The sequence below is a fragment of the Caecibacteroides pullorum genome (assembly GCF_019239235.1).
Lineage (GTDB): Bacteria > Bacteroidota > Bacteroidia > Bacteroidales > Bacteroidaceae > Bacteroides > Bacteroides pullorum.
Genome location: NZ_JAAZTS010000029.1, coordinates 1 through 23,725, shown reverse-complemented (window position 1 = coordinate 23,725; position 23,725 = coordinate 1). Strand labels below are relative to the sequence as shown.

Below are 23,725 nucleotides of genomic sequence, written 5' to 3'. Positions count from 1 at the left end.
CTTACTCTGCGTATTTCTTGAAGATGACACAAGCGTTGTGACCGCCAAAACCAAAGGTGTTGGACAAGGCTGCGTTGACTTCGCGTTTCTGAGCCTTGTTGAACGTAAAGTTCAGGTCGTAGTCGATGTTCTCGTCGTTGTCACCCTCAGTGTGGTTGATGGTCGGAGGTACGATGCCATTCTTGATGGCTAGGATGCTGGCAATCGCTTCTACGGCACCTGCTGCACCCAGCAAGTGACCTGTCATAGACTTGGTCGAGCTGATGTTCAGTTCGTAGGCGTGCTTGCCGAATACTTCCTGAATGGCTTTAACTTCCGAAATATCGCCCACCGGAGTGGATGTACCGTGTACGTTGATGTAGTCAATCTGTTCGGGTTGCATCTCTGCATCCTCCAGAGCGTTTCTCATCACGAGTTTGGCTCCCAATCCTTCGGGGTGTGATGCTGTCAGGTGATGGGCGTCGGCCGACATGCCTACACCAGCTACCTCAGCATAAATCTTGGCGCCGCGCGCTTTTGCGTGCTCCAGTTCCTCCAGCACGAGGCAACCACCTCCTTCACCCATTACGAAGCCATCGCGGCTGGCGCTGAACGGACGTGATGCCGTTTCGGGTGAGTCGTTGCGGGTGGACAGTGCGTGCATGGCGTTGAATCCGCCTACGCCGCAAGCGGCGATGGCAGCTTCCGAACCACCTGTTACGATGGCGTTGGCCTTGCCCAGACGGATCAGGTTGAATGCATCGGCAATGGCATTGGTCGAAGTAGCGCAAGCCGAGCACGTAGCATAGTTGGGTCCGTGGAAACCGTATAGGATAGAAATCTGTCCGGCCGCAATGTCCGAAATCATCTTGGGGATGAAGAACGGATTGAACTTGGGACCGTTTTCCTTGCCTGTCAGTGCATAGTTGCCTGCTTCTTCTTCGAATGTGCGGATACCGCCGATACCGGCGCCGAATATAACACCAATTCTGTTCAAATCCTCATTTTCGACTTCAAGACCAGAGTCTGTAACGGCTTGTTTGGCCACGGCGATGGCATACTGAGTGTACAGGTCCATCTTGCGGGCTTCCTTGCGGTCGATATATTCATTTGCATTGAAGTTCTTCACTTCACAGGCAAATTGGGTCTTGAATAATGATGCGTCGAAATGAGTAATAGGTCCCGCCCCACTAACTCCATTGACAAGATTGTCCCAGAATTCCTGGACATTGTTACCAATGGGGGTAATGGCACCGAGACCTGTTACTACAACTCTTTTTAATTCCATGTTCTAAAAACTGATGGATAAAAATTACTTAGCGTGCTCTTCGATGTAAGATACGGCGTCGCCTACGGTAGCAATCTTCTCAGCTTGATCGTCAGGAATAGAAATGCCGAATTCTTTTTCGAATTCCATGATAAGTTCTACAGTGTCAAGAGAATCAGCTCCCAGGTCGTTAGTGAAGCTAGCTTCGTTTGTAACTTCTGATTCTTCTACGCCTAATTTATCGACGATAATCGCTTTCACTCTTGATGCAATTTCAGACATAACTTTAAGTTTTTAGTTAATAATTTGAGTTTATTTCTTTAATTTTGCGTTGCAAAGGAATGAATATTTATTGTTCTGAGCAAATATTTGACGAATTAAATGCTATTTTTTGCACAAAAAATAGCATTTTGTGCAAAAATAAGGAGGTTTTATGGGGAAAAATGTTGCAATTTTGGCTTCAGGCAATGGTACGAATGCCGAAAACATCATCCGTTATTTCCAAGAGAAAGGTGGAGAAGGCGGAGTGGTGTTGGTCGTGTCTAACCGTCAGAATGTGAATGTTTTCAAACGGGCGGAGAATTTACATGTTCCTTGTATTTATATAAGTAAGGAGAAGTGGACGACTGGCGAAGAAGTTCTGAAGCTTTTGGCCGACTATCGGGTGGATTTCATTGTGTTGGCTGGCTTCCTGGCGAAGGTGCCCGATGCGTTGTTGCATGCTTATCCACAACGTATCATAAATATTCATCCTTCGCTCCTGCCTAAGTTTGGTGGCAAAGGTATGTACGGCGATCGTGTCCATCAGGCCGTCGTGGAGGCAGGCGAACGCGAGAGTGGCATCACTATCCAATATATCAACGAACATTATGACGAGGGAGACATTATTGCCCAGTTCCGTTGCCCTGTTTTTCCAAAGGATACAGCAGAAGATGTGGCGGTGCGGGTGCATGCGTTGGAGTACGAACATTATCCGCAGGTCATCGAAAGATTGTTGGCTGAGATAGATAAGTAGATATATGAAGAGGAAAGCATCGCTTTCCTGGAAGGAAAAGGCTGTTTTCGTCGAAGGAAAACAGCCTTTTCTTTTTTGCTTAGATATATTTCACTTGGAAGGCTCCTTGTTCGCGTCGCAGGGGATAGTCGCCACGAAGCTTCTCGAAGAGCTCGGGGTGGAGGCGCAGGGCCTGGTCGTCGCGCCGTGGGTCGTACATGGCGAGGCTGGCTTCTGTCAGGTCATGGGCCTCGATGAGGGGCTGGGGCGGTGCGGGTGGTTCGATGTGGTAATGGGCGTCGATGTGGAAGAAGCGGCACAGCGCGTCGAGCGACATGCGGGTGGCGTTTGCCTTGCCGTCGGCCGAGTAACCTGCGATGTGGGGTGTGCCGATGAAGACGCGGTCGAGTAGGTCGAGGTTAATGTTAGGTTCGTTTTCCCAAACATCGATGATGGCGTTGCTCACTTGTCCTGTCTGCAGAGCATGGAGCAGGGCTTGTGTCTCGATGACTTCGCCTCGTGAGGTGTTGGCGATGACGGGGCGGCACTTCAGGCGGCCGAAGAAGTCTGCATCGGCCAGGTGGAAAGTCTTGTGAGCTCCTTCGCGGATGAGGGGGACGTGGAAGGTCAGCACGTCGCATTCCTCCATCAGTTGCTCCAGTGGAGAGAAGAGGTTTCCTCCTTCCTTCTCCTGACGTGGAGGGTCGTTCAAGAGGACACGCATGCCTAGTTCGCGGCCTACTTGCGCTACCTTTGTACCCACGTTGCCCACGCCGATGACACCCAGCGTCTTGCCCTCTAGTCGGAAGCCCTTCTGGCGTTGGAGGAGCAGGAGGGAGGAGTGCATGTATTGGGCCACGGAGGCTGAATTACAGCCAGGAGCATTCTGCCACGTAATGCCTGCCTCCTGGCAATAAGCCGTGTCAATGTGGTCGAAGCCGATGGTAGCGGTGGCGATGAAACGCACGCGACTTCCTTCCAACAGGCGACGGTCGCAACGGGTGCGGGTGCGGATGATCAGAGCATCAGCATCCCTGACAAGTTCAGGGGTGAAGTCCTTGCCAGGGGCATAGATCACTTCATCGGCCAAGGTGTCCAAAGCCTCTTTGATAAAGGGTATTTTATCGTCAACAATTACTTTCATGTGTATTCTTTGTTTTAGGTTGGCAAAGGTAACGTTTTTTTCACTACCTTTGTCCACCTATATATTAAATGTGACGATAATGAAAGAATTCCTCCAACTGCTGCGACGTTTCGTGCCGCCCTACAAGAAATACCTTGTTTGGGCGCTGTTTCTCAACCTGCTGTCGGCTTTCCTTAATATATTCTCTTTTACGCTGATTATTCCTATCTTGCAGATTCTCTTCAAGATGGACACGAGGGTCTATGAGTTTATTCCTTGGGATACGACCGGCATGGGGCTGAAAGACGTGGCGGTAAATAACTTCTATTATGGCGTGTCTCAGTTGATTGCCGATCAGGGTGCTTCGCTGACGTTGCTCATTTTGGGCGTGTTCCTGGCCGTGATGACGCTGCTGAAAACCTTGGCCTATTTTGCCTCTTCGGCCGTGATGATACCGCTCCGTACGGGCGTGGTGCGCGATATCCGTAGGCAGGTCTACAATAAGGTGTTGCGTTTGCCGCTAGCTTTCTTTTCTGAAGAACGTAAGGGAGACATTATCGCCCGCATGAGTGGTGACGTGACCGAGGTGGAGACGTCCGTCACCAGTTCGCTGGATATGCTCATCAAGAATCCCATTCTGATTATCGTTTATTTCGCCACGATGATTGCTGTCAGCTGGCAACTGACCGTTTTCACACTGCTTGTAGTGCCGGCCATGGGTTGGGTGATGGGTACTGTAGGCAAGAAACTGAAGCGGAAGTCGCTCGAGGCACAGAGCAAGTGGAGCGACACGATGTCCCAGCTGGAGGAGACGTTGGGTGGCTTGCGCATCATCAAGGCTTTCATTGCCGAGAAGAAGATGGAAGAGCGTTTCGATAAGTGCAGCAATGACTATCGAGATGCAATCAACCGCGTGGCCACGCGTCAGGCTTTGGCCCATCCAATGAGTGAATTTTTGGGTACGTGCCTCATTGTCATTGTTTTGTGGTTTGGAGGTACACTTATTTTGAACAACAGTTCGGCTATCGATGCTCCGTCGTTCATCTTCTATCTTGTTATTCTCTATAGTGTCATCAATCCGTTGAAGGAATTCTCCAAGGCAGGTTATAACATTCCGAAGGGACTCGCTTCGATGGAGCGTATCGACAAAATATTGCTGGCCGAAAATCCCATCAAGGAGCCTGATCATCCGAAGCAATTGAAGGGGCTGGAGCATCAGATTGAGTTCCGCGACATCAGCTTCAGCTACGACGGACGGCGCGAGGTGCTGAAACATGTCAATCTGACCGTACCTTGCGGACGAACTATTGCGTTGGTGGGGCAGTCGGGTTCGGGTAAATCGACGTTGGTCGACCTCTTGCCACGCTATCACGACGTGCAGCAGGGTGAGATTTTGATTGACGGTACCAACATAAAGGATGTGCGCATCCGTGATCTGCGTGCTCTTATCGGCAATGTCAATCAGGAGGCTATTCTCTTCAACGACACTTTCTTCAATAACATCGCTTTCGGAGTAGAGGGGGCTACGATGGAGCAGGTCATTGCCGCGGCTAAGATAGCCAATGCTCACGACTTCATCATGGAGACGCCCGATGGCTACAATACCAATATCGGTGACCGTGGTGGTAAGCTATCTGGCGGGCAGCGCCAGCGCATCAGTATTGCTCGCGCCATTTTAAAGAATCCGCCAATCCTCATCCTTGATGAAGCCACCTCGGCTCTTGATACAGAGAGTGAACGTCTGGTGCAGGAGGCTTTGGAACGTCTGATGAAGACACGTACCACTATCGCTATAGCCCACCGTCTCTCTACAATTCGTAACGCTGACGAGATTTGTGTCCTCTACGAAGGTGAGATTGTGGAGCGTGGTCGCCACGAGGAGCTGCTCGCTCTGAACGGATACTACAAGCGACTGAATGATATGCAGTCGCTAAGTTGAGAAAAGAGTGAATAAGTAAGATAGCTTGGAACTATTTCCTCCCAAAGTCAGCTGGTACTTCGCCCCAACGGTCGGTTTCCCACTTTAGGATGGGAGTGGTGTAGGAGTTTTCGTGTAGCCATTTCTCTGCCCGTTCTATAAGTTGGAACAGGGCTTCTGTACGTGGTTCGCGAGGAAGCTTAGTCTTGCATTTCTTTTGTTTCACCCAGCTGATTGCATTGCGGCTGTCGCTATAGATAGGCATGTTTAGTCCTTTTTGCTTCAGCAGGGCCAATCCATGGACGATGGCCAGGAACTCGCCGATGTTGTTTGTGCCGTAGACGGGGCCATAATGAAATACTTGTTGGCGTGAGGCTACGTGTACGCCACGATACTCCATCTGACCAGGGTTGCCACTGCAGGCAGCGTCTACGGCCAGGCTGTTTTCTACGACTTCAGGTGAAAATTCACCGTCATCTCTGGCTATCTTTTGAGGACGTCCTGTTGTCGAAGTTTTTTGTCCAATGTAGGCATTGGGTGATGAGGCGAAGGCGTGCTCTGCTTCCTCTAGCGTGTCGAACGATTTAAATTGGGCACCGTCATATCCTTTGGTTTGCAACTGGCAGTCCGTCCAGCTGTCATAGATGCCGGGCATGATGCCTGCCCATACCACGTAATATTTTTGTTTCTTGCTCATGTGGCAAAGGTACAAATATTTTCTGTTTCTGGCTCTGCGCATTGCAGAATTGCTTATCTTTGTCCACAAACCACAGGCTGTTACTGTAATAGATATGATACGCATCTTTTTGACCGGCTACATGGGTGCCGGAAAGACAACCCTTGGAAAGGCCTTTGCTCGCGAATTGGGACTGACCTTTATCGATCTCGACTGGTATATCGAGGAACGTTTCCATCGTTCTATTTCCGATCTCTTCCATGAGCGAGGTGAGGATGGCTTTCGCCAGCTGGAACGTAATATGTTGCACGAGGCAGGCGAGTTTGAGGATGTCGTTATTTCTACGGGGGGCGGCACGCCTTGTTTTTTCGACAATATGGAGTATATGAATCGTCAGGGGCAGACCGTGTTTCTTGATGTTCCTGTCGAGGTGCTTTTTCGTCGCTTGCGTGTAGCAACTCAGCAACGTCCCATTTTGCAAGGCAAGACGGATGAAGAACTTCGTACCTTTATTGAGGGTGCGTTGGACGGTCGACGCTCTTTCTACGGGCAGGCCCGTTATCGTTTTGACGGCAGTCGTCTGGAGGACCGTCATCAGATAGCAGAGTCGGTCAGCAGCTTGCGTCGTTTGTTGGAGCTGTAAAAGTTTGTCTTTCGTATGTATTTTCGTCCGTAAAAGATGCTGTTACAGGATTTATGTGTATTTTTGTCCACTAAATAATCAAACCTAATAAAAACCGCTAAGTTACAGAAGAATGAGAAAATGGCGTATTGAAGATTCGGAAGAGCTGTACAACATTACTGGTTGGGGCACTTCCTACTTTGGTATCAACGAGAAAGGGCATGTTGTAGTAACTCCTCGTAAGGATGGTGTGGAAGTCGATTTGAAAGAACTGGTCGACGAGCTCCAGCTGCGCGATGTGACGGCCCCCATGCTGGTGCGCTTTCCCGACATACTGGACAACCGCATAGAGAAGGTGTCCTGCTGTTTCCAAAAAGCAGCCGAAGAGTATGGTTACAAGGGTGAGAACTTCATCATTTATCCCATCAAGGTGAACCAGATGCGTCCCGTTGTGGAAGAGATGATCAACCACGGCAAGAAGTTCAACCTCGGTTTGGAGGCAGGCTCGAAGCCCGAATTGCATGCTGTCATTGCCGTCAATACCGACCCCGACTCGCTCGTGGTGTGCAACGGCTACAAGGACGAGAGCTTCATCGAGCTGGCTCTGCTGGCCCAGAAGATGGGCAAGCGTATCTTCCTCGTCGTTGAGAAACTGAACGAACTGAACCTCATCGCTAAAATGGCCAAGCAACTCAAGGTGCGTCCTAACATTGGTATCCGTATCAAGCTGGCTTCTAGTGGCAGTGGCAAGTGGGAAGAGAGCGGCGGCGACGCCAGCAAGTTCGGCCTGACATCCAGCGAACTGCTCGAAGCCCTCGATTTCCTCGAGAAGAAGGACATGAAGGATTGCCTGAAGCTGATTCATTTCCACATCGGCAGCCAGATTACCAAGATACGCCGCATCAAGAACGCCCTGCGCGAGGCATCGCAGTTCTACGTGCAGCTCCACAAGATGGGCTTCAACATCGAGTTCGTCGATACTGGCGGCGGTATGGGGGTGGACTACGACGGTACCCGCTCCAGCAACAGCGAAAGCTCTGTGAACTACTCTATACAAGAATATGTGAATGACGTTGTATCGACCTTTGTCGATGCGGCCGACAAGCATGGCTTCCAGCATCCCAACATCATCACCGAGACGGGGCGCAGTCTGACTGCCCATCACTCCGTCCTCATCTTCGAGGTGCTGGAGACGGCTTCCCTGCCGCAGATGGACGACGACTGGGAGCCAGGTGAGGATGCCCACGAGCTGGTGAAGGAACTCTATGACATCTGGGACAACCTGAGCCAGCGCAGCATGCTCGAACCCTGGCACGATGCCCAGCAGATACGCGAGGAGGCGCTCGACCTTTTCAGCCACGGCATCGTGGATCTGAATACCCGTGCCCAAATAGAAAAACTCTATTGGAGTATTTGCCGTGAAATCAACTCCATTGCCAGTGGGCTGAAACACTGTCCTGAGGAGTTCCGTAAGTTGAACAAGCTGTTGGCAGATAAGTACTTCTGCAACTTTTCACTCTTCCAGTCACTACCCGACTCGTGGGCCATCGACCAGATGTTCCCCATCATGCCCATCCAGCGCCTGGACGAGAAACCCGACCGCGAGGCTACGCTTCAGGACATGACGTGCGATTCCGATGGCAAGATTGCCAACTTCGTCACTTCCCGTCCTGATGCCACGACCTTGCCTTTGCACTCCCTGCGTGACAAGGAAAACTACTACGTGGCCGTCTTCCTCGTGGGAGCTTATCAGGAAATCTTGGGCGATATGCACAACCTCTTCGGTGATACGAATGCCGTGCATGTTTCTGTCAACTCCAAGGGCTACTCCATCGACCAACTCATCGACGGTGAGACGGTGGCCGAGGTGCTTGACTATGTACAGTATAATCCTAAGAAGCTGGTGCGTAAACTTGAGACATGGGTAACTCAGTCCGTCAAGGAAGGACGCATTTCGCTTGAGGAAGGCAAGGAATTCCTGGCTAATTACCGTTCGGGTCTATACGGATATACTTATTTGGAATAACAATTTATCACCATAGAGGACACAGAGTAACACAGAGGAGAATGAGGCTCTGTGTTACTCTGTGTCCTCTGTGGTAAATAACATATATATTAAAATAATGAAAGAGAAACTCACACTCATCAAAGTAGGCGGCAAGATTGTAGAGGAGGAAACTACCCTTTATAAATTGTTGGACGACTTTGCAGCCATTGAAGGATACAAAGTGCTGGTACACGGTGGAGGTCGCTCGGCTACGAAACTGGCTGAACGACTGGGTATCGAGAGTCACATGGTGAACGGTCGCCGCATTACCGATGCCGAGACGCTGAAGGTTGTAACGATGGTCTATGGTGGTCTGGTAAACAAAAACATTGTGGCTGGTTTGCAGGCACGTGGTGTCAATGCCTTGGGATTGACAGGAGCCGACATGGATGTCATTCGTTCTGTAAAACGCCCAGTGAAAGACATCGACTATGGTTTTGTGGGCGATGTAAAACAAGTCAATGCTATGCTGCTGGGCGATTTGATAGCCAAAGGTGTAGTGCCTGTTATGGCTCCCTTGACCCACGATGGAGAAGGCCACATGCTCAATACCAATGCTGATACCATTGCGGGCGAAACAGCCAAGGCTTTGTCAGCCTTGTTTGATGTCACTTTGGTTTATTGTTTCGAGAAAAAAGGTGTGTTACGCGATGAGAACGACGATGACAGCGTTATCCCTACAATCAATCAGGTTGAATTCCATCAATTGGTAGCTGACGGTGTGATACAAGGTGGCATGATTCCCAAACTGGAGAACTCTTTTGAGGCCTTGGAAGCAGGTGTGTCCGAGGTCGTAATTACCTTAGCATCAGCTATCAACGAACAGGGAGGTACCCGTATCCGAAAATAATTTGAAAAAAAGTAACTATCTACTGTAACTTTTATCCTGCTGAACCGTCAATTCATTAGAAGATGCAGAAAATCGACTTTCGCAAAGATATTCTTCCGCTGAAAGATAAACTCTTTCGGTTGGCTCTGCGGATAACTTTCGACAGAGCAGAGGCGGAGGATATTGTGCAGGAGACGATGATACGTGTCTGGAATAAGCGTGATGAATGGGATGAGTTGGGGTCGGTAGAGGCTTATTGTCTAACAGTGGCTCGCAACTTGGCAATCGACCGCAGTGAGAAGAAAGACTCGCAAACGGTGAAACTGACCATAGAAGCAGAACAGACGCCTGATGCATCAAGCCCATATGATCGATTGGTGAACAAGGAACGGTTGAAACTCGTGCACAGATTGGTCGGTGAATTGCCTGAGAAGCAACGATTGATTATGCAATTGCGTGACGTGGAGGGTAAGAGTTATAAAGAGATAGCTGCTGCCTTACGGTTGACGGAAGAGCAGGTCAAAGTAAACTTGTTCAGAGCTAGGCAAAAGGTAAAACAGAAATTTATAGATATAGATAATTATGGACTCTAATTATATAGAACAATTATTGGAACGTTATTGGCAGTGCGATACTTCCCAAGAAGAGGAAGCACAGCTTCGTTCGTTTTTCAATAACGAAGATGTGCCGGCACACTTGCTCCGTTACAAGGATCTGTTCGTATATCAGGAGTTCCTGCAACAAGACGGCTTGGGCGAGGATTTCGACCAGAAGGTGCTGGCGCAGGTAGAAGTACCTGTTGTCAAAGCTCGTCGTATGACATTATCCTCACGTTTCATGCCGTTGTTTAAGGCGGCTGCAGTGATAGCCTTGATGTTTTCATTGGGCAATGTCATGCAACACTCTGTTTTTGATAATAATGCAGGAGTCGTTTCTCTTGATACGATTGGGAAACAGATGTCTACACCTTCAGTAGCACTTTCGGGTAATCCGGCAGATAGTCATGAAAAAGAACTAATGGATAGTTTGGCTCGTGTTGACAAGAAAGGGGAGACCGAAAAAAGATGAATTTTCATTGTTTTTAAATATACATTTTCATTTGCTTTAAAAAATAGTTAGTGTGCTTTATTAAAACGACTTGAGGCTGTGAAGTTTCAATTCTCTCAAAATCTTATAAAAACTAACTAAAAATAAATGGGATGCCGCGTGATGCAGCGTCCCTTTATTTTTATGGTAATTTGTATAAAAAAGTAAAGGAAGGCAACCTTAAGTGTGCCTTCCTTCACATGTTAGAGAGTTTTGTCTGCCTGTAGGCAGAGGTCAGAGAGAATTTGTCGGTTTAGTTGTTGTTATAATTTATATACCTTTTTCTTCTCAGGATAGTCTAACTCCGGATCTCCTTTGTAGCCAATGGTTCCACTTCCGCTGACACGTGCTTTTAAATGTTCTACAGCATGGCATTTGATATCGCCCGATCCTGCTACGCTGGCTGATATGTTTTGTACTTTGAAGTCATTGGCATAGAGGTCGCCTGATCCAGCCACACTATAATTGGCTTTGTCGGCATTGCCGCTGATTTTCACGGTGCCCGATCCTGCTACGCTTGCATTGGCTGACGTAACTAGAGCGTTTTCAATCTTCAGATCACCCGATCCTGCTACAGAGATATCCATGTCGGCCGCTTTAAGCTGTTTGCATTCGATGTCGCCCGAACCTGCTACGTTGGCTGTAAATACTTGCGAACATTGTATGTTGCTTGCCGTAATGTCGCCCGATCCTGCTACGTTCATCTTCAGTTGGTCGGTTTTCAGTCCGTTGGTGAATTTGAAGTCGCCCGATCCTGCTACGTTGACTGCATTCAGATCTTCTGATGTTACTCGGATCTCCAGTTTGTTGTAGGACACCTTCACGTTCTTCTTGAACCCCAGATTCAGTTTGCCGTTCTTGACGTAAATGTCGAGCAGGTCGACAATGTTGTCTGATGTATAGATTTCCACTTTTGGTTTGCCCGATTGCTGTGTATAGGTGACGTCGAGACTACCACTGACGGCTATCTGGTCAAAGTCGCTAACCTTGATTCGTTTGGTCACGTAGTTTTTACTTGCTTTGACTTCCTTGCCGCCCAGCCAACTGTTGCCTGAATTGAAATGGTGACTATACGATTGTGCGCAGGCACTCAAAACGGTTGTTAGTAGGAAGATAGAGGTAAGTGTTGTAAACTTTTTCATATTCGTCGATATTTAAATGTTATTTTCTTGCTTTATTTATTAGACGAAAACCGGCTGCCGAACGTTGCAACGGCTGGCGTCTTTTTTTGTTTTTATTTTCTGTTTTCGTAGGTGCAAGAATCGTACCAAAAATGTAATTGTTTGATTATGAGTGGCGAATGAAAATATGGATTGTTCATAATCGGACAGTGTGTTCGCTTTTGTGCACAAAAGTTTTGTGGTTTTGTGCGGAAGTTTGTTCATTTGCAGTCGAAACTCAATAGAGGCAAGGATGATGGAAGGCAAACAACGATGCATGACGGGCCAATCGGTTACGGATGCCGAACTGGGGAGTATCGTGGTGCGAGTCAATGCTCGTGCGCGGCGGCTGATATTTCGGGCAGTAGAGGGCGGTTTTGTTGTGACCGTCCCTTTGGGAGCAACGTGGAGTGATGTGACTAAAGGATTGGAAACTTTGCGCCCCCGTCTGCGTGAAACGCAGGCGCGTCGAAGCGAAAAGCTGATAGATTTGAACTATCGGATTGAGGCGGAGTACTTTAAACTGACCTTGGTAGAGCGGGATATTCGTCAGTTTCAGGCACGTTCGGAGCCGGGGATGATGCAGATTCTGTGTCCAAGAGGTACTGATTTTTCCAATCCCCAACTTCAAGTTTGGCTGAAGAAGGTGATAGGTGAGGCCTTGCGGAAGAATGCCAAGCTAGTGTTGCCCCCTCGCCTGTATGCCTTGTCGAAGCAACATGGCTTGCCTTTCCACGAGGTAAAGGTTAACTCCAGCTCCGGCCGTTGGGGCAGTTGCTCTACGCGCAGGGATATCAACTTGTCCTATTATTTGTTGCTCCTGCCGCAACACCTTATTGATTATGTGCTTTTGCACGAGCTGACGCATACGCGCATTATGAACCATGGTGCGGAGTTTTGGGAAATGCTTGACCGCCTGACTGAAGGTCGATGCGAGGCTCTGAGGCAGGAACTGAAGGCGTTTTCTGCCTCGTTGTGAAGACAGACGTTATTCTTGAGGCAGTTGTTTCACTGTTTCCCCTTCCTTTTCGAAACGGTAAGTGCCTCCCTTTTCACTCAGTTCGAAGAGTGATAATTTTTCTGTCGCATTGTCTACAATCATCAGGGCACTTTCTTCGGCAAAGCGTCGCACTTCGAGGTCGAATGGCGAACGGTCGATGGTCTTGTTCAGCAATAGGCTGTCATTGAGGTATATAGATACGGAGTCGCCTTCGAATCCCTTGACCAGCGAGACGGTATAGTGTTCGGCATAGCGACGGTTTTCGTCATTTTGCAGGCGCATGCTCATGTAGACGAAAAGGACAACCACGAAGATGACGGCAAAGGCCAGGATGCCGTTGCCTATCATGAATTGTTTGTTGGTGTTCAGACGGTGGGTCATAGTAGTGTTCTTTCTTTTTTTGCGTGACAAATGTACCGATAATCTTCGAATTTTCAGCGGGATGATGAATATATTATTCGTTTGCGTGACCTTTCGCTTGCAACAGACGATTAAACTATGTAAATTAGGCGTCTGAACGAAAGCAATGCTTTCCACCAGGGAAAACGGTGTTTTCCTCCTCGTAAAGCGCTGCTTTTCTATGTGAGGTCATAAGATTAAAAAATATAAACGTATTCGTTTAACGGAAAAGAAGGATGAATCAGACACAGACAAACCGCATCGAAGTGGTCGACGCCTTGCGCGGCCTGGCCTTGTGTGCCATTGTGATTGTACATTGTTTTGAGCATTACAATCTGTATTACATTCCCGAAAGTGCTCCCCAGTGGCTAACGGCCTTAGATAGAGAGGTATGGAATACCACCTGGTTCTTGCTGGCAGGGAAGGCTTTCTCTACCTTCTCCCTGCTTTTCGGCTTCAGCTTCTTCATTCAGCTCGACAATGCGGCCCGTCGGGGCATGCCTTTCAGGGGGCGGTTTGTCTGGCGTATGTTTCTACTGCTGCTTTTCTCGCAGCTGCATTCTCTTTTCTACAATGGCGATATCTTGTTGCTCTATTCGGTAATGGGGCTTTTGTTAGTGGCTCTTTGTCGTTTGTCCACCCGCGTGGTACTGACGGTGGCTGTTATCATGATTCTTCAGCCTTTGGAGTGGATTCGTTTGCTATGCACTCTGTTGGATATTCCTTTCCTTAATTATGGAAATCATTGGTTGACCTATGCCAAGTTGGCCAAGCCTGTCATGGAGTCGGGTAATGTGTGGGAAGTTATCGTGTCGAACATCACTTACGGCCAGCTTTACGGCAACTTGTGGCAGATAGAGAACGGTCGCATTTTTCAGATAGGAGGCTTGTTCCTCTTCGGCATGGTGGCTGGTCGGGAGCAACTCTTCAGGAATACGCCGGCCTCCATACGCCGTTGGAAGTGGCTGGTGCTATGGGCTGCCGTGCTGTTTGTACCTTTCCACATCGTGAGGAGTGCCTATCCGGCCTGGGTGGAGGGTTGCCCACGGCTGGCCATGCCGCTCGACATCGCTCTTCCTTCTATCAGTAACTTCTTGCTTATGGTGGTGCTTGTCGGCTTGTTCACTCTGATTTGGTACGATCGAGGAGAGGGTTTCAAGTTTCAGCGTCTGTTCATTCCCTATGGCAGGATGAGCCTCACGAACTATATTCTTCAGTCCATTGTCGGTGTGACTCTGTTTTATGGTTTCGGTTTGGGGTTGTATCGCTATACGGGCGCCACGCTCTGTCTGCTGATAGCTTTGGGTATCTTTATGCTTCAGCTCCTTTTCAGCCGCTGGTGGCTCAGTCGTCACAGGCAAGGACCGTTGGAATGGGTCTGGAAGAAGCTGACTTGGCTGGGAGCTAAGAGATTTTAGTAGGAGAATGTGTTGAGATTAACTAAAAAAATCTATTTTTGCCCGTTGTATATGCAGATATTAAGCCTTGATACCTTTGATATGAAATGACATTACAGGGAGAACATACATTGATTGCGGAACTGAAGCGTGGCTCTAAGGAAGCTTTCGACCGGATATACAAGCTTTATGCCAGTCGGTTGCTGGCCTATTGCGTACATTATACCAAATCTCGTGAGGATGCAGAGGAGATTGTGCAGGATGTGTTTGTTGCTTTATGGAACAGTCGTGAAACCATTCGTCAGGAAGAGACCTTGCATTCTTTGTTGTTCACCATTTCTAAACATCGCGTTATCAATGCCTATCGCTCTACCCTTAATTCTCCTGTTTACGAAGATTATGTGGATTACCAGAATGAACTGTCTGCAGGCGAGGATTGTGATCGGGTAGAATACGAACAATATGTAAAGATTGTCAAGGATGCCATTCGTCGGCTGCCTTCTACCCAACAACGCGTCATTACTCTTTCGCGTTTCTCTCAACTATCCAATAAAGAGATAGCCGAACGTCTTTCGTTGAGCGAACAGACGGTAAAGAATCAACTTTCCGTGGGATTGAAAACTCTTCGTGAACTACTTGCCAAGGTTCTGGTACTTTCTGTGGCAGGCTTGATATTAAATATTGTGAATAGATGGCTTTAGCATGGTACGTCGAAGCAAAAATAATGTCTTTACTAATAGACTGTGAACAATATGGATAAACTGCAACAAAAATATAGAAACGACAACTTGACTCCTGACGAACTAAGACGTTTGCGTGAGGAAGTTAACTCGATGAGTGATGACCGTTTGGAGGATTCGTTGCGTGAAGCTTGGGAGTCTGCTGAGGCTTCTTCGAGCGATACCCATTGTTTGGATGAACTGAAGATGCGGATTGACCAACGGCTTTTCCCTTCGCATCGAGTTGTACCTCTCTATTGGAAGGTGCTTCGGATCGCGGCAGCTGTCCTTCTTCCTCTTTTTATGATCGCTACCGTTTATTTGTATCAGGAGAATACCGTTCTTTCTCAGAAAGATTTTGTGGCCACTACAGGTAAGGGAGAACAGGTAACTATTTCTCTGCCGGATGGTACACAAGTAACGTTGAATGCCGAGTCACGCCTTTCTTATAATTTGTCCAATTTCAATTCTGACGAACGTCGGGTGGCATTCGATGGTGAAGGCTATTTTCGTGTAGCCAAGAATCCTTCCAGTCCCTTCTCCATTACTGCAAAAGGATTGAAAGTATCTGTGTTGGGAACCACTTTTAATCTTCGTGCCCGTTCAGCCGACGCCACAGCAGAACTTTCTTTGGAGGAAGGCAGTGTTCGTTTCCAATCCTTGAAGACCGGGCAGGGTGTTATCTTGTCACCCAATCAGAAAGCAATTTTAGATCAGATACATGGAACCGTAACTGTTGAGGAAAGTAGTTATACCACAGATGCTTCTGCCTGGAGACGTGGGGAATTGGTATTCCGTAATGTACCGTTTGCGGAGGTTCTAGAAGAGATAGAGGAGATCTATCATGTGTCTATTGCTATAGAGACAAAAGGATTAAACTATCAGGATGATTTGTTTACAGGGGTTCTGAGTCGTACGAATATCAATGAAGTATTGGAAGTGATCGAACACTCGTATCATCTGAAGGCCACGTTGAAGGATGGAACCATAAGGTTGGTGAATTTACACTAAAGATTGGATAGGGTAGCATTGGGTTAAATCCTATTTCTCAGCATAGTGCTTTAAGCTTTATGTACGGGAATAGGATTTTTTTGTTTTATATGTTCTTTAACATGTGTTTTCTTTGGTACGAATTTGCTTTAGTCTTGTCTTTACTTATAGACAAGCTTGTTAAACCTTTTAATTTTCAGTAATCATTAATCTAATAACCGAAAAGAAACATGAATAATCAATTAAAGTTGCAGAGATTGCTTTGCGTGGCGGTTTGTTTCTTCTGTATAGGCATTATGACAGCTTTTGCTCAAGAGCAGAAAGTAACTGTCGAGCTGAAGAACGCTACCTTGAAGCAAGTTTTCAAGAGTATTGAGGGACAGACTACCTATCGTTTCTCCTATCGGAATACGTTGGTGGATGACAAAAATGACATTACCATTTCGAAACGTCAGGTCGGTGTTTCTGTTGTGCTCAACGAAGCTTTGAAGGGACGTAATTTGACGTATACCATTGTCTCCTCTAAATCCATCGTTATTAGTGATAAAGCGGAGCAGGCTTCTCCGTCGAAGACAAAGCGTGTATCGGGTACGGTAAAATCTACTAGTGGAGAGTCGATAATTGGTGCCAATGTTAAGGTGACAGGTACTACTATTGGCTGTATTACGGATATTGATGGAAACTTTACGCTAGAGGTGCCAGAAGATGGTCAACTGACTGTTTCTTATATTGGTTTTCAAACTTTGGAAGTGCCTATAGATGGAAAATCTTCTTTAAACGTTATTTTGAAAGAAGATACGGAGATGCTTGATGAAGTGGTTGTTGTTGGATATGGTACACAGAAAAAAGTGAATTTAACAGGAGCTGTAGCTAGTGTTAAAATGGACGATGTTCTTGGAAATCGCCCAGTTAGTTCAGCTTTGGAAGCCTTGGAAGGAAATATTCCTGGTTTACAGATTAATAAAAATTCGGGAAAACCAGGTGTAAGTATAAATACAAATATTCGAGGTGTAACCAGTATTAATGGGGGGGGGCCGTTAGTTTTGGTTGATAATGTACCTATGGATCTAGATTTGGTTGATCCTAATGATATAGAGAGTGTTTCTGTCTTAAAAGATGCTGCTGCATCTGCTATTTACGGTGCTCGTGCTGCTTTTGGTGTTATTTTGGTAACAACTAAACAGGGAAAGAAAGATACGCCAGTAAAAGTAACTTATAGTAATAATTTCTCATTCTCTCAGGTTGCAGAAAGACCTGAAATGGTAACCCCTCGTCAGACTTTATCTTATTTTGATGATTTGGGGATAGAAACTTATTTTGGCGGTCAAAATGTTGCTTTGTGGAAACAATATTTAGATGAATATGAACTGGAAGGTAAGCATCCGGAAGGATATGTTTGGGGAGAAGATGGTTATCGCTATAATTTGGCACATACAGATGCTTACGATGATATGTTGGCTAATTTCGGTTTTCAACAACAACATAATGTATCGTTAGCTGGTGGTAGTAGTAAGACTTCTTATCGTATATCTATGGGTACAACCAATAACAATGGTATTTTAGTTACGGATAAAGATAGTTATACTCGTTATAATGCTAGCTCTTTTGTTAGTTTGGAAGGAACTTCTTGGTTGACAGCTCAAGCAGATATTAAATATACAAATACAGAAATGTCAACGGCTACAGGTAGCGTTGGTAATTATAATATTTGGGGAAATATAGGTGAAACGATGGCAATGGCCCCACTTGGAAAAGGAACCCGTAGTCAAGATGATCCGACTGAATATTATTTTTCAACTCCTCGCCATGCCATTGAATTGCATGAACCTGTAATAACTCGTGTAAGTAATATTCGCTTATTAGGACGCTTGATAGTAAAACCGTTAAAGGATTGGACAATAACAGGTGAATATACGTATAATCGCAACTGGGGGTCAAGTCGTTCTGTAAACAAGACAGTTACAACATTGGATTCTAATGATTGGGGGCTTAAGACGGTAAATGGAACCAGTAGTTATACAATGAAAAATCAGTTTGATGAGCGACATATTATTAATGTTTTTTCTACTTATGAGAAAACTTTTGATCAACATGATTTTTCTGTAATGGCAGGTTTTAATCAAGAATCATATCATTTTGAATTGTTGCAGGGTACTCGTAAGGGATTGATTAATCCAGATCTTCCTTCTTTGTCTCAGTCAAGTGGAGAAATGCAGACTTCTGATGAGTTCCAAGAATTGGCTTTACGAAGCTTGTTTTTCCGCTTAAATTATTCATATAAAGGACGTTATTTGTTTGAGGCTAATGGGCGATATGATGGTTCTTCTCGTTTCCCTAAGAATGATCGGTTTGGATTCTTTCCTTCTTTTTCAGCAGCTTGGCGTATGTCAGAGGAGGGCTTTTGGGAAAATATACGGCCTGTCGTAAATAATTTTAAGTTAAGAGCTTCATGGGGAAATATTGGAAATCAGAATGTTGGCGGTTATTATCCGTATATTAGTACTATTGATACCTCAAAGCCTAAATGGATATTACCAGGACAGACTGATTGGGTAACTTCATTTACGGTTCCTGCTTTGGTTAGCTCTTCTTTCACTTGGGAGACGGTAAGCACCATAAATGTAGGTTTGGATATGATGCTCTTTGATCGTTTATCACTTTCTGGAGATTATTATATTCGTGACACGAAAGATATGTTGGCCAATACAACACCTTTACCTTCTGTTTTAGGAGCAGCTACCCCAAAAGGAAATGTGGCCAGTCTTCGAACAAAAGGTTGGGAATTGAACGTAACATGGAATGATAAGATTGGTAAGGACTTTAGTTATTCTTTAGGATTGAATTTATATGACTCTACTTCTGAAATTACAGATTATTATAATCCAACAGGTCTATTAACAAGTGGTGATAATTTGGCTCTTCGTGAGGGAATGAAGTATGGTGAAATTTGGGGATATGAGACTGATCGTTATTTGACGAAAGCAGATTTCAATCCTGATGGGACGATAAAAGATGGGATACCTTTATTACAAGGACAACAGAAAGTATATCCGGGAGATGTAATATATGTTGACCAAGATAATAGTGGTGAGATCAATGTTGGTGATAATACGATATCTAATCCCGGTGATCAAGTTGTTATTGGAAATCGTACCCCTCGTTATCAGTATGGTATTACGGGGACAGCTAAGTATAAAGATTTTGATTTTTCTATCTTTTTTAATGGTGTAGGTAAGCGTGATATGTGGCTCCCTCTCTTCCCCAAGCAAGGTGAATATGTGAAAGGTATAGAAACATACATGCTTGACCATTGGACACCGGATAATCCTGATGCCTTTTATCCTCGTATCTCAGCAAAACTGAGTACGGGTGGTAATACGAACAGGCAAACGAAATATGTTCGTGATGGCTCTTATTTACGATTGAAGAATATTACATTGGGCTATAATGTTCCTAAAACAATTTGTAAGAAAATGTATTTGTCCTCTTTACGTGCATTCTTTAGTGCTGAAAATTTGTTTACATTCCATCATCTTCCTAAAGGTTATATGCCAGATGCTTTTGATACATCGGTAGGTGGTTTGTCTATAGCTTCTGGTATGGCAGGAGATTCTTACAGTGGAATGTATGGATATCCTTTGATGAGGCAATTCTCTTTTGGTATTAATGTAAGTTTTTAATCTATAAAATTGATCGTATGAATTTTAAGAATATAGTTCTATTCGCTTGTTTAGGCATTTGTTCTTCTTGTTTAAACAATGACTTTATGGATCGTACACCGCTTGATCAGCAGACTGTAGAAACAGTTTTTACAAATAATGAGAATTTTAAAACTTATATGTGGCAGTTCTATGTGAATCGCTCATTTATGGTTTATGATTATTCTAATTACAATGCTGATTTTACGGATTCTTATTCGGATAATACATGTGGCCAGTTGTCTATTAATTCTACAAATAAATATGCCTGGGATAAGGTTGTAGTTCCTACTAGTGGAGGCGGTTGGAATTTTAGTACGATTCGTGCATTGAATCTGATGTTGGATCATATTGATGGTTCACAATTGACAGAGGAACAAAAAGAACATTGGAGGAGTGTAGGGTATTTCTTTAAGGCTCTAGATTATTTCTGGTTAATGGACCGTTTTGGTGATGTTCCTTATTTGGAACATTATATTACAGATGGAGATAAAGAAGAACTCTATAAAGCTGCTACTCCTAGATTGGAGTTGGCTGCTAAGATTTTAGAGTTATTGGAGTATGCTCGTGATCATATTGGAAATCAAAATGATGGTGAAAATACGATTAACGTAGATTGTATTAACGCTTTAATCTCTCGTTTTGGCTTGTTTGAAGGCACTTGGCAAAAGTATCATAATCTGTCTACAGATTCAGAATATAATAAATATTTACAGGCTAGTTTTGACGCTTCTTCTGAGTTGATGAAGAAATATACGGAGTTGATTCCTAGTTATGATGCTGTATTTAATTCTTTGAGCCTAGCTAAAAAGCCAGGTATTATTCTTTATAGGGATTATCAGAATACTTCAGGCTATGGGCATCTTTATATTCGATATACTCGTGCGTATGCATTGGGTAATCATCCTACGGCTGATTTGGTAAAATCATATCTTTGTACAGATGGTAAGCCTATTTATACCAGTGATGTCTTTATGGGTGATAAGACAACAGGGGATGCTCCAATGAATGTGGAGTTTATAAATCGTGATCGTCGTTTGTATTATACAGTAGTGCCTCCTTATCGAATATATAATAGCAAAGGAGAGCCTTGCACAGGAGCTGCATGGTATCCGAATTTTATGCGAACAGAATACCCTGAGGATTCTCGTTTTTTGGATTTGATGGATGAAATTTGTACGGAAGATGGCTCGGAAAAGAAACTTCCCATTCTTCAGTGGGAAGGAAAAATGATTGGTGAAGTTCCTCATCTAGCTGATAATCGTTATAATTTAGGACAGATTTATGTAAATTCTTTGGGTGGATATTATTTATGGAAATATTATAATACTTCTAGTAATATTGCTTCAGGGCAAGCTGATACAGATGCGCCTATATTCCGAATGGGAGAAATTTTGATTAATCATGCTGAAGCGGCATTTGAATTAGGGCGATTTGATCAAGGAGTTGCTGATGCTACAATCAATAAACTTCGTAAGCGTGCTCATATTGCTGATATGAAAGTTTCAGAAATAACGGCAGGCTTTGATCCTACTCGTGATAGTGATGTTGATCCTGTTTTATGGGAAATTCGTCGTGAACGTCGTGTGGAGTTGATGGCAGAAGGATTCCGTTTCCGAGATATCCGTCGTTGGAAGAAAGGTGAATATTTAAATAAAGTACCTAAAGGGGTTTATTTGAGTAGCAAAAGTGATGTAGAAAATACATATCATCAAAAGAATCCGGATATCAGTAAATTCCCATTGGCTTTGGATAAAGGAGAGTCTGGCCGAATTATTATTTATGGTACGGCTACGAATCCTCAGATGGGTATTCCAGATCCGGGTTGGTTGGATAAATATTATTTGTATCCTTTACCTATTGAGGATTTGGTATTGAATGATAAATTGAAACAGAACCCGGGTTATCCTGAAACCAATTAATTAAATATTTAGTTAGTATGAATAGTTCTTTGATAAAAACAGCAGTTGCAGGTGTTTTACCTGCAACTCTTACTTTGGCTTCGTGTACGAGTCAGAATGAAGTCAAGAAACCTAATATCATTTACATTTTAGCCGATGACTTAGGCCGTGCAGATATCGGTTGTTTCGGTCAGGAGAAAATTGAGACTCCGAATATAGACCGTCTGGCTCAAGAAGGTATGTGCTTTACAAACCATTACAGTGGTCAGGCCGTTTCTGCCCCTTCACGCTGTTCTCTCTTTACAGGGTTGCACATGGGACATGCCTATATTCGTGGAAATGACGAGTGTGCCGAGCGTGGAGAAGTCTGGAGCCATGAGGCGATGTTGGCCGATTCTTCGTTGGAAGGACAACGTCCTGTTCCGGCCAATACAATAATGATTCCCCGTAAATTGAAAGAAGCCGGATATACAACCGCTTGCATCGGCAAGTGGGGATTGGGCTATCCTGGTTCTGTCAGTACGCCCAACAAGATGGGATTTGATTTCTTCTATGGCTACAATTGCCAACGTCAGGCCCACACTTATTTCCCGCCTTTCTTGTGGCGTAATGAGCAGCGTGAATACCTGGAGAACCATCTTTTAGTACCGGGTACAAAACTTGACAAGGGGGCAGATCCGCGTGATGAGAAGAGTTATGTCAAGTATGTTCAGAAGCAATATGCTCCGGATCTGATGTATCAGGAGATACTGGATTTTGTGGAGCGTTCCAAAGATGAGCCTTTTACCTTGTTCTGGACCACTCCCGTTCCTCACGTACCTCTGCAAGCCCCTGAAAGATGGATTAAGCATTATGTTGAGAAATTTGGTGACGAGGAACCTTATATTGGTGATAAGGGCTATTTCCCCTGCCGTTATCCTCGTGCCACTTATGCAGCCATGATCAGTCATTGGGATGAGCAAATAGGTGGTTTGGTCGCCAAGTTGAAAGAATTGGGTTTATATGAAAATACACTTATAATTTTTACTAGTGATAATGGTCCTACGTTCAATGGAGGTTCCGATTCTCCGTTCTTCGATAGTGCCAAACCGTTTAAGAGTGAAACAGGTTGGGGCAAATGTTCCTTACGTGAAGGTGGTATCCGTGTTCCGATGATCGCTTGCTGGCCGAATCATATTGAAGCCGGCAGTCAGTCCGATCTTCTTTCTGCATTTTGGGATATGATGCCTACGATGTGTGATGTTGCCGGTGTGGAATGTCCTCCGACAGATGGTATTAGCATGCTTCCTACTATGCTTGGAGAGGATAACAAGCAGGAAAAACATGATTTCCTGTATTGGGAATATCCGGAAGCCGGTGGTCAGAAGGCCGTTCGCATGGGTAATTGGAAAGCATTCGTGAAGAATGTTCGTAAAGGTAATCAGGATGTTGAGCTATATGATTTGTCCGTAGATCCTCGCGAACAGAATAATGTGGCTGCGGCTCATCCTGAAATCATAAAGAGAGTACTGGAGATTTTCCGTACAGAACATACAGAGGCTGAGATACAACAGTTTAATTTACCTGTATGGTAAATCTTTGATAGATATCCTAATTCTACTGACCTTTAATCAATCTCTTAAGAACGTAGTTTGGCTTTACCGTCATGCCTCCTTTCTCGGAGGAATGGTATTCAGGTAAAGATTGTATCAGGAACAGACTGCCCCAACCATTACAGTGGTTCAGTGGGCAGTCTTTGCTTTTTATGGACTATATCAATTTATATTTTCTTCACCCAATACCCATTGCCATACCTTGTGTGTACCCTCCGTCCCAACTGGGCCAACAGGCGGCTGAACGAAGTACAGGAGCAATCTTTCAAAGCAGCTGGATTCTTCCTTTTTAATATGGCATAAATATCTGCCGCAGACATCAGGCGGG

The 23,725-nt window shown here is 45.2% G+C and carries 21 protein-coding genes; 14 read left to right on the top strand and 7 right to left on the bottom strand.

Features of this window, described 5'->3' with window-relative positions:
- Window position 1: 1 nt before the first annotated feature.
- A complete protein-coding gene (gene fabF / locus HF894_RS13460) occupies window positions 2–1,267 on the bottom strand; it encodes a beta-ketoacyl-ACP synthase II (protein ID WP_021846804.1) in 1,266 nt (421 codons plus the stop codon).
- Between the two features lie 24 nt (window positions 1,268–1,291).
- Window positions 1,292–1,528: an acyl carrier protein gene (locus HF894_RS13455; RefSeq protein WP_021846803.1), complete on the bottom strand. Its 237-nt coding sequence runs from the start codon at window positions 1,526–1,528 to the stop codon at window positions 1,292–1,294.
- A 151-nt stretch (window positions 1,529–1,679) separates the two neighbouring features.
- Here HF894_RS13455 and purN point away from each other — a divergent pair, with 151 nt between their 5' ends.
- Window positions 1,680–2,261, top strand: a complete 582-nt coding sequence (gene purN, locus HF894_RS13450; protein ID WP_204973050.1) for a phosphoribosylglycinamide formyltransferase — start codon at window positions 1,680–1,682, stop codon at window positions 2,259–2,261.
- Window positions 2,262–2,340: 79 nt separating this feature from the next.
- Here purN and pdxB read toward each other — a convergent pair whose 3' ends face one another.
- Complete coding sequence (gene pdxB, locus HF894_RS13445) at window positions 2,341–3,384, bottom strand: 4-phosphoerythronate dehydrogenase PdxB (RefSeq protein ID WP_204973047.1); 1,044 nt, start codon at window positions 3,382–3,384, stop codon at window positions 2,341–2,343.
- 79 nt (window positions 3,385–3,463) lie between these two features.
- Between pdxB and HF894_RS13440 the strand changes: the two genes are divergently transcribed.
- Entirely contained in the window at window positions 3,464–5,302 is a 1,839-nt protein-coding gene (locus HF894_RS13440; RefSeq protein WP_204970113.1) for an ABC transporter ATP-binding protein, read from the top strand.
- A 31-nt stretch (window positions 5,303–5,333) separates the two neighbouring features.
- On the opposite strand, the gene HF894_RS13435 is transcribed toward HF894_RS13440, so the two are convergent.
- Window positions 5,334–5,978 (bottom strand): ribonuclease H1 domain-containing protein, encoded by a 645-nt coding sequence (locus tag HF894_RS13435; protein WP_204973045.1) that lies wholly within the window; start codon window positions 5,976–5,978, stop codon window positions 5,334–5,336.
- A gap of 94 nt (window positions 5,979–6,072) precedes the next feature.
- Between HF894_RS13435 and HF894_RS13430 the strand changes: the two genes are divergently transcribed.
- The 5 genes from HF894_RS13430 (at window position 6,073) to HF894_RS13410 (ending at window position 10,523) form a co-directional block, all read left to right on the top strand.
- Window positions 6,073–6,600, top strand: a complete 528-nt coding sequence (locus HF894_RS13430) for a shikimate kinase (protein WP_075319236.1) — start codon at window positions 6,073–6,075, stop codon at window positions 6,598–6,600.
- A 112-nt stretch (window positions 6,601–6,712) separates the two neighbouring features.
- Window positions 6,713–8,605: a biosynthetic arginine decarboxylase gene (speA, locus tag HF894_RS13425; RefSeq protein ID WP_021846797.1), complete on the top strand. Its 1,893-nt coding sequence runs from the start codon at window positions 6,713–6,715 to the stop codon at window positions 8,603–8,605.
- Between the two features lie 97 nt (window positions 8,606–8,702).
- Window positions 8,703–9,476 (top strand): acetylglutamate kinase, encoded by a 774-nt coding sequence (gene argB / locus HF894_RS13420; protein WP_021846796.1) that lies wholly within the window; start codon window positions 8,703–8,705, stop codon window positions 9,474–9,476.
- A 62-nt stretch (window positions 9,477–9,538) separates the two neighbouring features.
- The gene (locus HF894_RS13415) at window positions 9,539–10,048 is read left to right on the top strand and encodes an RNA polymerase sigma factor (RefSeq protein WP_204973043.1); all 510 of its coding nucleotides are present in this window, start codon (window positions 9,539–9,541) and stop codon (window positions 10,046–10,048) included.
- A complete protein-coding gene (locus tag HF894_RS13410) occupies window positions 10,038–10,523 on the top strand; it encodes a hypothetical protein (protein ID WP_204973041.1) in 486 nt (161 codons plus the stop codon). The genes HF894_RS13415 and HF894_RS13410 overlap by 11 nt, the downstream gene beginning before the upstream one ends.
- A gap of 281 nt (window positions 10,524–10,804) precedes the next feature.
- Here HF894_RS13410 and HF894_RS13405 read toward each other — a convergent pair whose 3' ends face one another.
- Window positions 10,805–11,683, bottom strand: coding sequence for a head GIN domain-containing protein (locus HF894_RS13405; RefSeq protein ID WP_204973038.1), 879 nt, complete (start codon window positions 11,681–11,683; stop codon window positions 10,805–10,807).
- A gap of 271 nt (window positions 11,684–11,954) precedes the next feature.
- Here HF894_RS13405 and HF894_RS13400 point away from each other — a divergent pair, with 271 nt between their 5' ends.
- Window positions 11,955–12,680, top strand: a complete 726-nt coding sequence (locus HF894_RS13400; protein WP_317196555.1) for a YgjP family zinc-dependent metalloprotease — start codon at window positions 11,955–11,957, stop codon at window positions 12,678–12,680.
- Between the two features lie 9 nt (window positions 12,681–12,689).
- Here HF894_RS13400 and HF894_RS13395 read toward each other — a convergent pair whose 3' ends face one another.
- Window positions 12,690–13,082 carry a hypothetical protein gene (locus HF894_RS13395; protein ID WP_021846790.1) on the bottom strand — a complete coding sequence of 131 codons (393 nt, stop codon included), beginning with the start codon at window positions 13,080–13,082 and terminating at the stop codon, window positions 12,690–12,692.
- A gap of 254 nt (window positions 13,083–13,336) precedes the next feature.
- Here HF894_RS13395 and HF894_RS13390 point away from each other — a divergent pair, with 254 nt between their 5' ends.
- The 6 genes from HF894_RS13390 (at window position 13,337) to HF894_RS13365 (ending at window position 23,379) form a co-directional block, all read left to right on the top strand.
- On the top strand, window positions 13,337–14,518 hold the full coding sequence (locus HF894_RS13390; RefSeq protein ID WP_204973037.1) for a DUF418 domain-containing protein: 1,182 nt from the start codon (window positions 13,337–13,339) through the stop codon (window positions 14,516–14,518).
- A gap of 86 nt (window positions 14,519–14,604) precedes the next feature.
- The gene (locus tag HF894_RS13385; RefSeq protein WP_204973035.1) at window positions 14,605–15,198 is read left to right on the top strand and encodes an RNA polymerase sigma factor; all 594 of its coding nucleotides are present in this window, start codon (window positions 14,605–14,607) and stop codon (window positions 15,196–15,198) included.
- A 51-nt stretch (window positions 15,199–15,249) separates the two neighbouring features.
- Window positions 15,250–16,227, top strand: a complete 978-nt coding sequence (locus HF894_RS13380; protein WP_204973033.1) for a FecR family protein — start codon at window positions 15,250–15,252, stop codon at window positions 16,225–16,227.
- A gap of 209 nt (window positions 16,228–16,436) precedes the next feature.
- Window positions 16,437–19,886, top strand: a complete 3,450-nt coding sequence (locus tag HF894_RS13375) for a SusC/RagA family TonB-linked outer membrane protein (protein ID WP_204973031.1) — start codon at window positions 16,437–16,439, stop codon at window positions 19,884–19,886.
- An 86-nt stretch (window positions 19,887–19,972) separates the two neighbouring features.
- Window positions 19,973–21,826 (top strand): RagB/SusD family nutrient uptake outer membrane protein, encoded by a 1,854-nt coding sequence (locus HF894_RS13370; protein ID WP_204973022.1) that lies wholly within the window; start codon window positions 19,973–19,975, stop codon window positions 21,824–21,826.
- A gap of 17 nt (window positions 21,827–21,843) precedes the next feature.
- Complete coding sequence (locus HF894_RS13365; protein WP_204973020.1) at window positions 21,844–23,379, top strand: arylsulfatase; 1,536 nt, start codon at window positions 21,844–21,846, stop codon at window positions 23,377–23,379.
- Between the two features lie 185 nt (window positions 23,380–23,564).
- Here the strand turns inward: HF894_RS13365 and HF894_RS15375 are convergent, their stop codons facing one another.
- Window positions 23,565–23,717, bottom strand: coding sequence for a DUF3874 domain-containing protein (locus HF894_RS15375; RefSeq protein ID WP_366928000.1), 153 nt, complete (start codon window positions 23,715–23,717; stop codon window positions 23,565–23,567).
- Between the last annotated feature and the right edge of the window lie 8 nt (window positions 23,718–23,725).

Bases quoted from the DNA above. Each gene is read 5' to 3' on its own strand.
- HF894_RS13380 (WP_204973033.1), top strand. From the start codon at position 15,250: ATGGATAAACTGCAACAAAAATATAGAAACGACAACTTGACTCCTGAC.
- HF894_RS13435 (WP_204973045.1), bottom strand. From the start codon at position 5,978: ATGAGCAAGAAACAAAAATATTACGTGGTATGGGCAGGCATCATGCCC.
- HF894_RS13415 (WP_204973043.1), top strand. From the start codon at position 9,539: ATGCAGAAAATCGACTTTCGCAAAGATATTCTTCCGCTGAAAGATAAA.
- HF894_RS13430 (WP_075319236.1), top strand. From the start codon at position 6,073: ATGATACGCATCTTTTTGACCGGCTACATGGGTGCCGGAAAGACAACC.
- HF894_RS13455 (WP_021846803.1), bottom strand. From the start codon at position 1,528: ATGTCTGAAATTGCATCAAGAGTGAAAGCGATTATCGTCGATAAATTA.
- fabF (WP_021846804.1), bottom strand. From the start codon at position 1,267: ATGGAATTAAAAAGAGTTGTAGTAACAGGTCTCGGTGCCATTACCCCC.
- HF894_RS13395 (WP_021846790.1), bottom strand. From the start codon at position 13,082: ATGACCCACCGTCTGAACACCAACAAACAATTCATGATAGGCAACGGC.
- pdxB (WP_204973047.1), bottom strand. From the start codon at position 3,384: ATGAAAGTAATTGTTGACGATAAAATACCCTTTATCAAAGAGGCTTTG.
- purN (WP_204973050.1), top strand. From the start codon at position 1,680: ATGGGGAAAAATGTTGCAATTTTGGCTTCAGGCAATGGTACGAATGCC.
- HF894_RS13400 (WP_317196555.1), top strand. From the start codon at position 11,955: ATGATGGAAGGCAAACAACGATGCATGACGGGCCAATCGGTTACGGAT.
- HF894_RS13385 (WP_204973035.1), top strand. From the start codon at position 14,605: ATGACATTACAGGGAGAACATACATTGATTGCGGAACTGAAGCGTGGC.
- HF894_RS13375 (WP_204973031.1), top strand. From the start codon at position 16,437: ATGAATAATCAATTAAAGTTGCAGAGATTGCTTTGCGTGGCGGTTTGT.
- HF894_RS13440 (WP_204970113.1), top strand. From the start codon at position 3,464: ATGAAAGAATTCCTCCAACTGCTGCGACGTTTCGTGCCGCCCTACAAG.
- HF894_RS13365 (WP_204973020.1), top strand. From the start codon at position 21,844: ATGAATAGTTCTTTGATAAAAACAGCAGTTGCAGGTGTTTTACCTGCA.
- speA (WP_021846797.1), top strand. From the start codon at position 6,713: ATGAGAAAATGGCGTATTGAAGATTCGGAAGAGCTGTACAACATTACT.
- argB (WP_021846796.1), top strand. From the start codon at position 8,703: ATGAAAGAGAAACTCACACTCATCAAAGTAGGCGGCAAGATTGTAGAG.
- HF894_RS13390 (WP_204973037.1), top strand. From the start codon at position 13,337: ATGAATCAGACACAGACAAACCGCATCGAAGTGGTCGACGCCTTGCGC.
- HF894_RS13405 (WP_204973038.1), bottom strand. From the start codon at position 11,683: ATGAAAAAGTTTACAACACTTACCTCTATCTTCCTACTAACAACCGTT.
- HF894_RS13370 (WP_204973022.1), top strand. From the start codon at position 19,973: ATGGATCGTACACCGCTTGATCAGCAGACTGTAGAAACAGTTTTTACA.
- HF894_RS13410 (WP_204973041.1), top strand. From the start codon at position 10,038: ATGGACTCTAATTATATAGAACAATTATTGGAACGTTATTGGCAGTGC.
- HF894_RS15375 (WP_366928000.1), bottom strand. From the start codon at position 23,717: ATGTCTGCGGCAGATATTTATGCCATATTAAAAAGGAAGAATCCAGCT.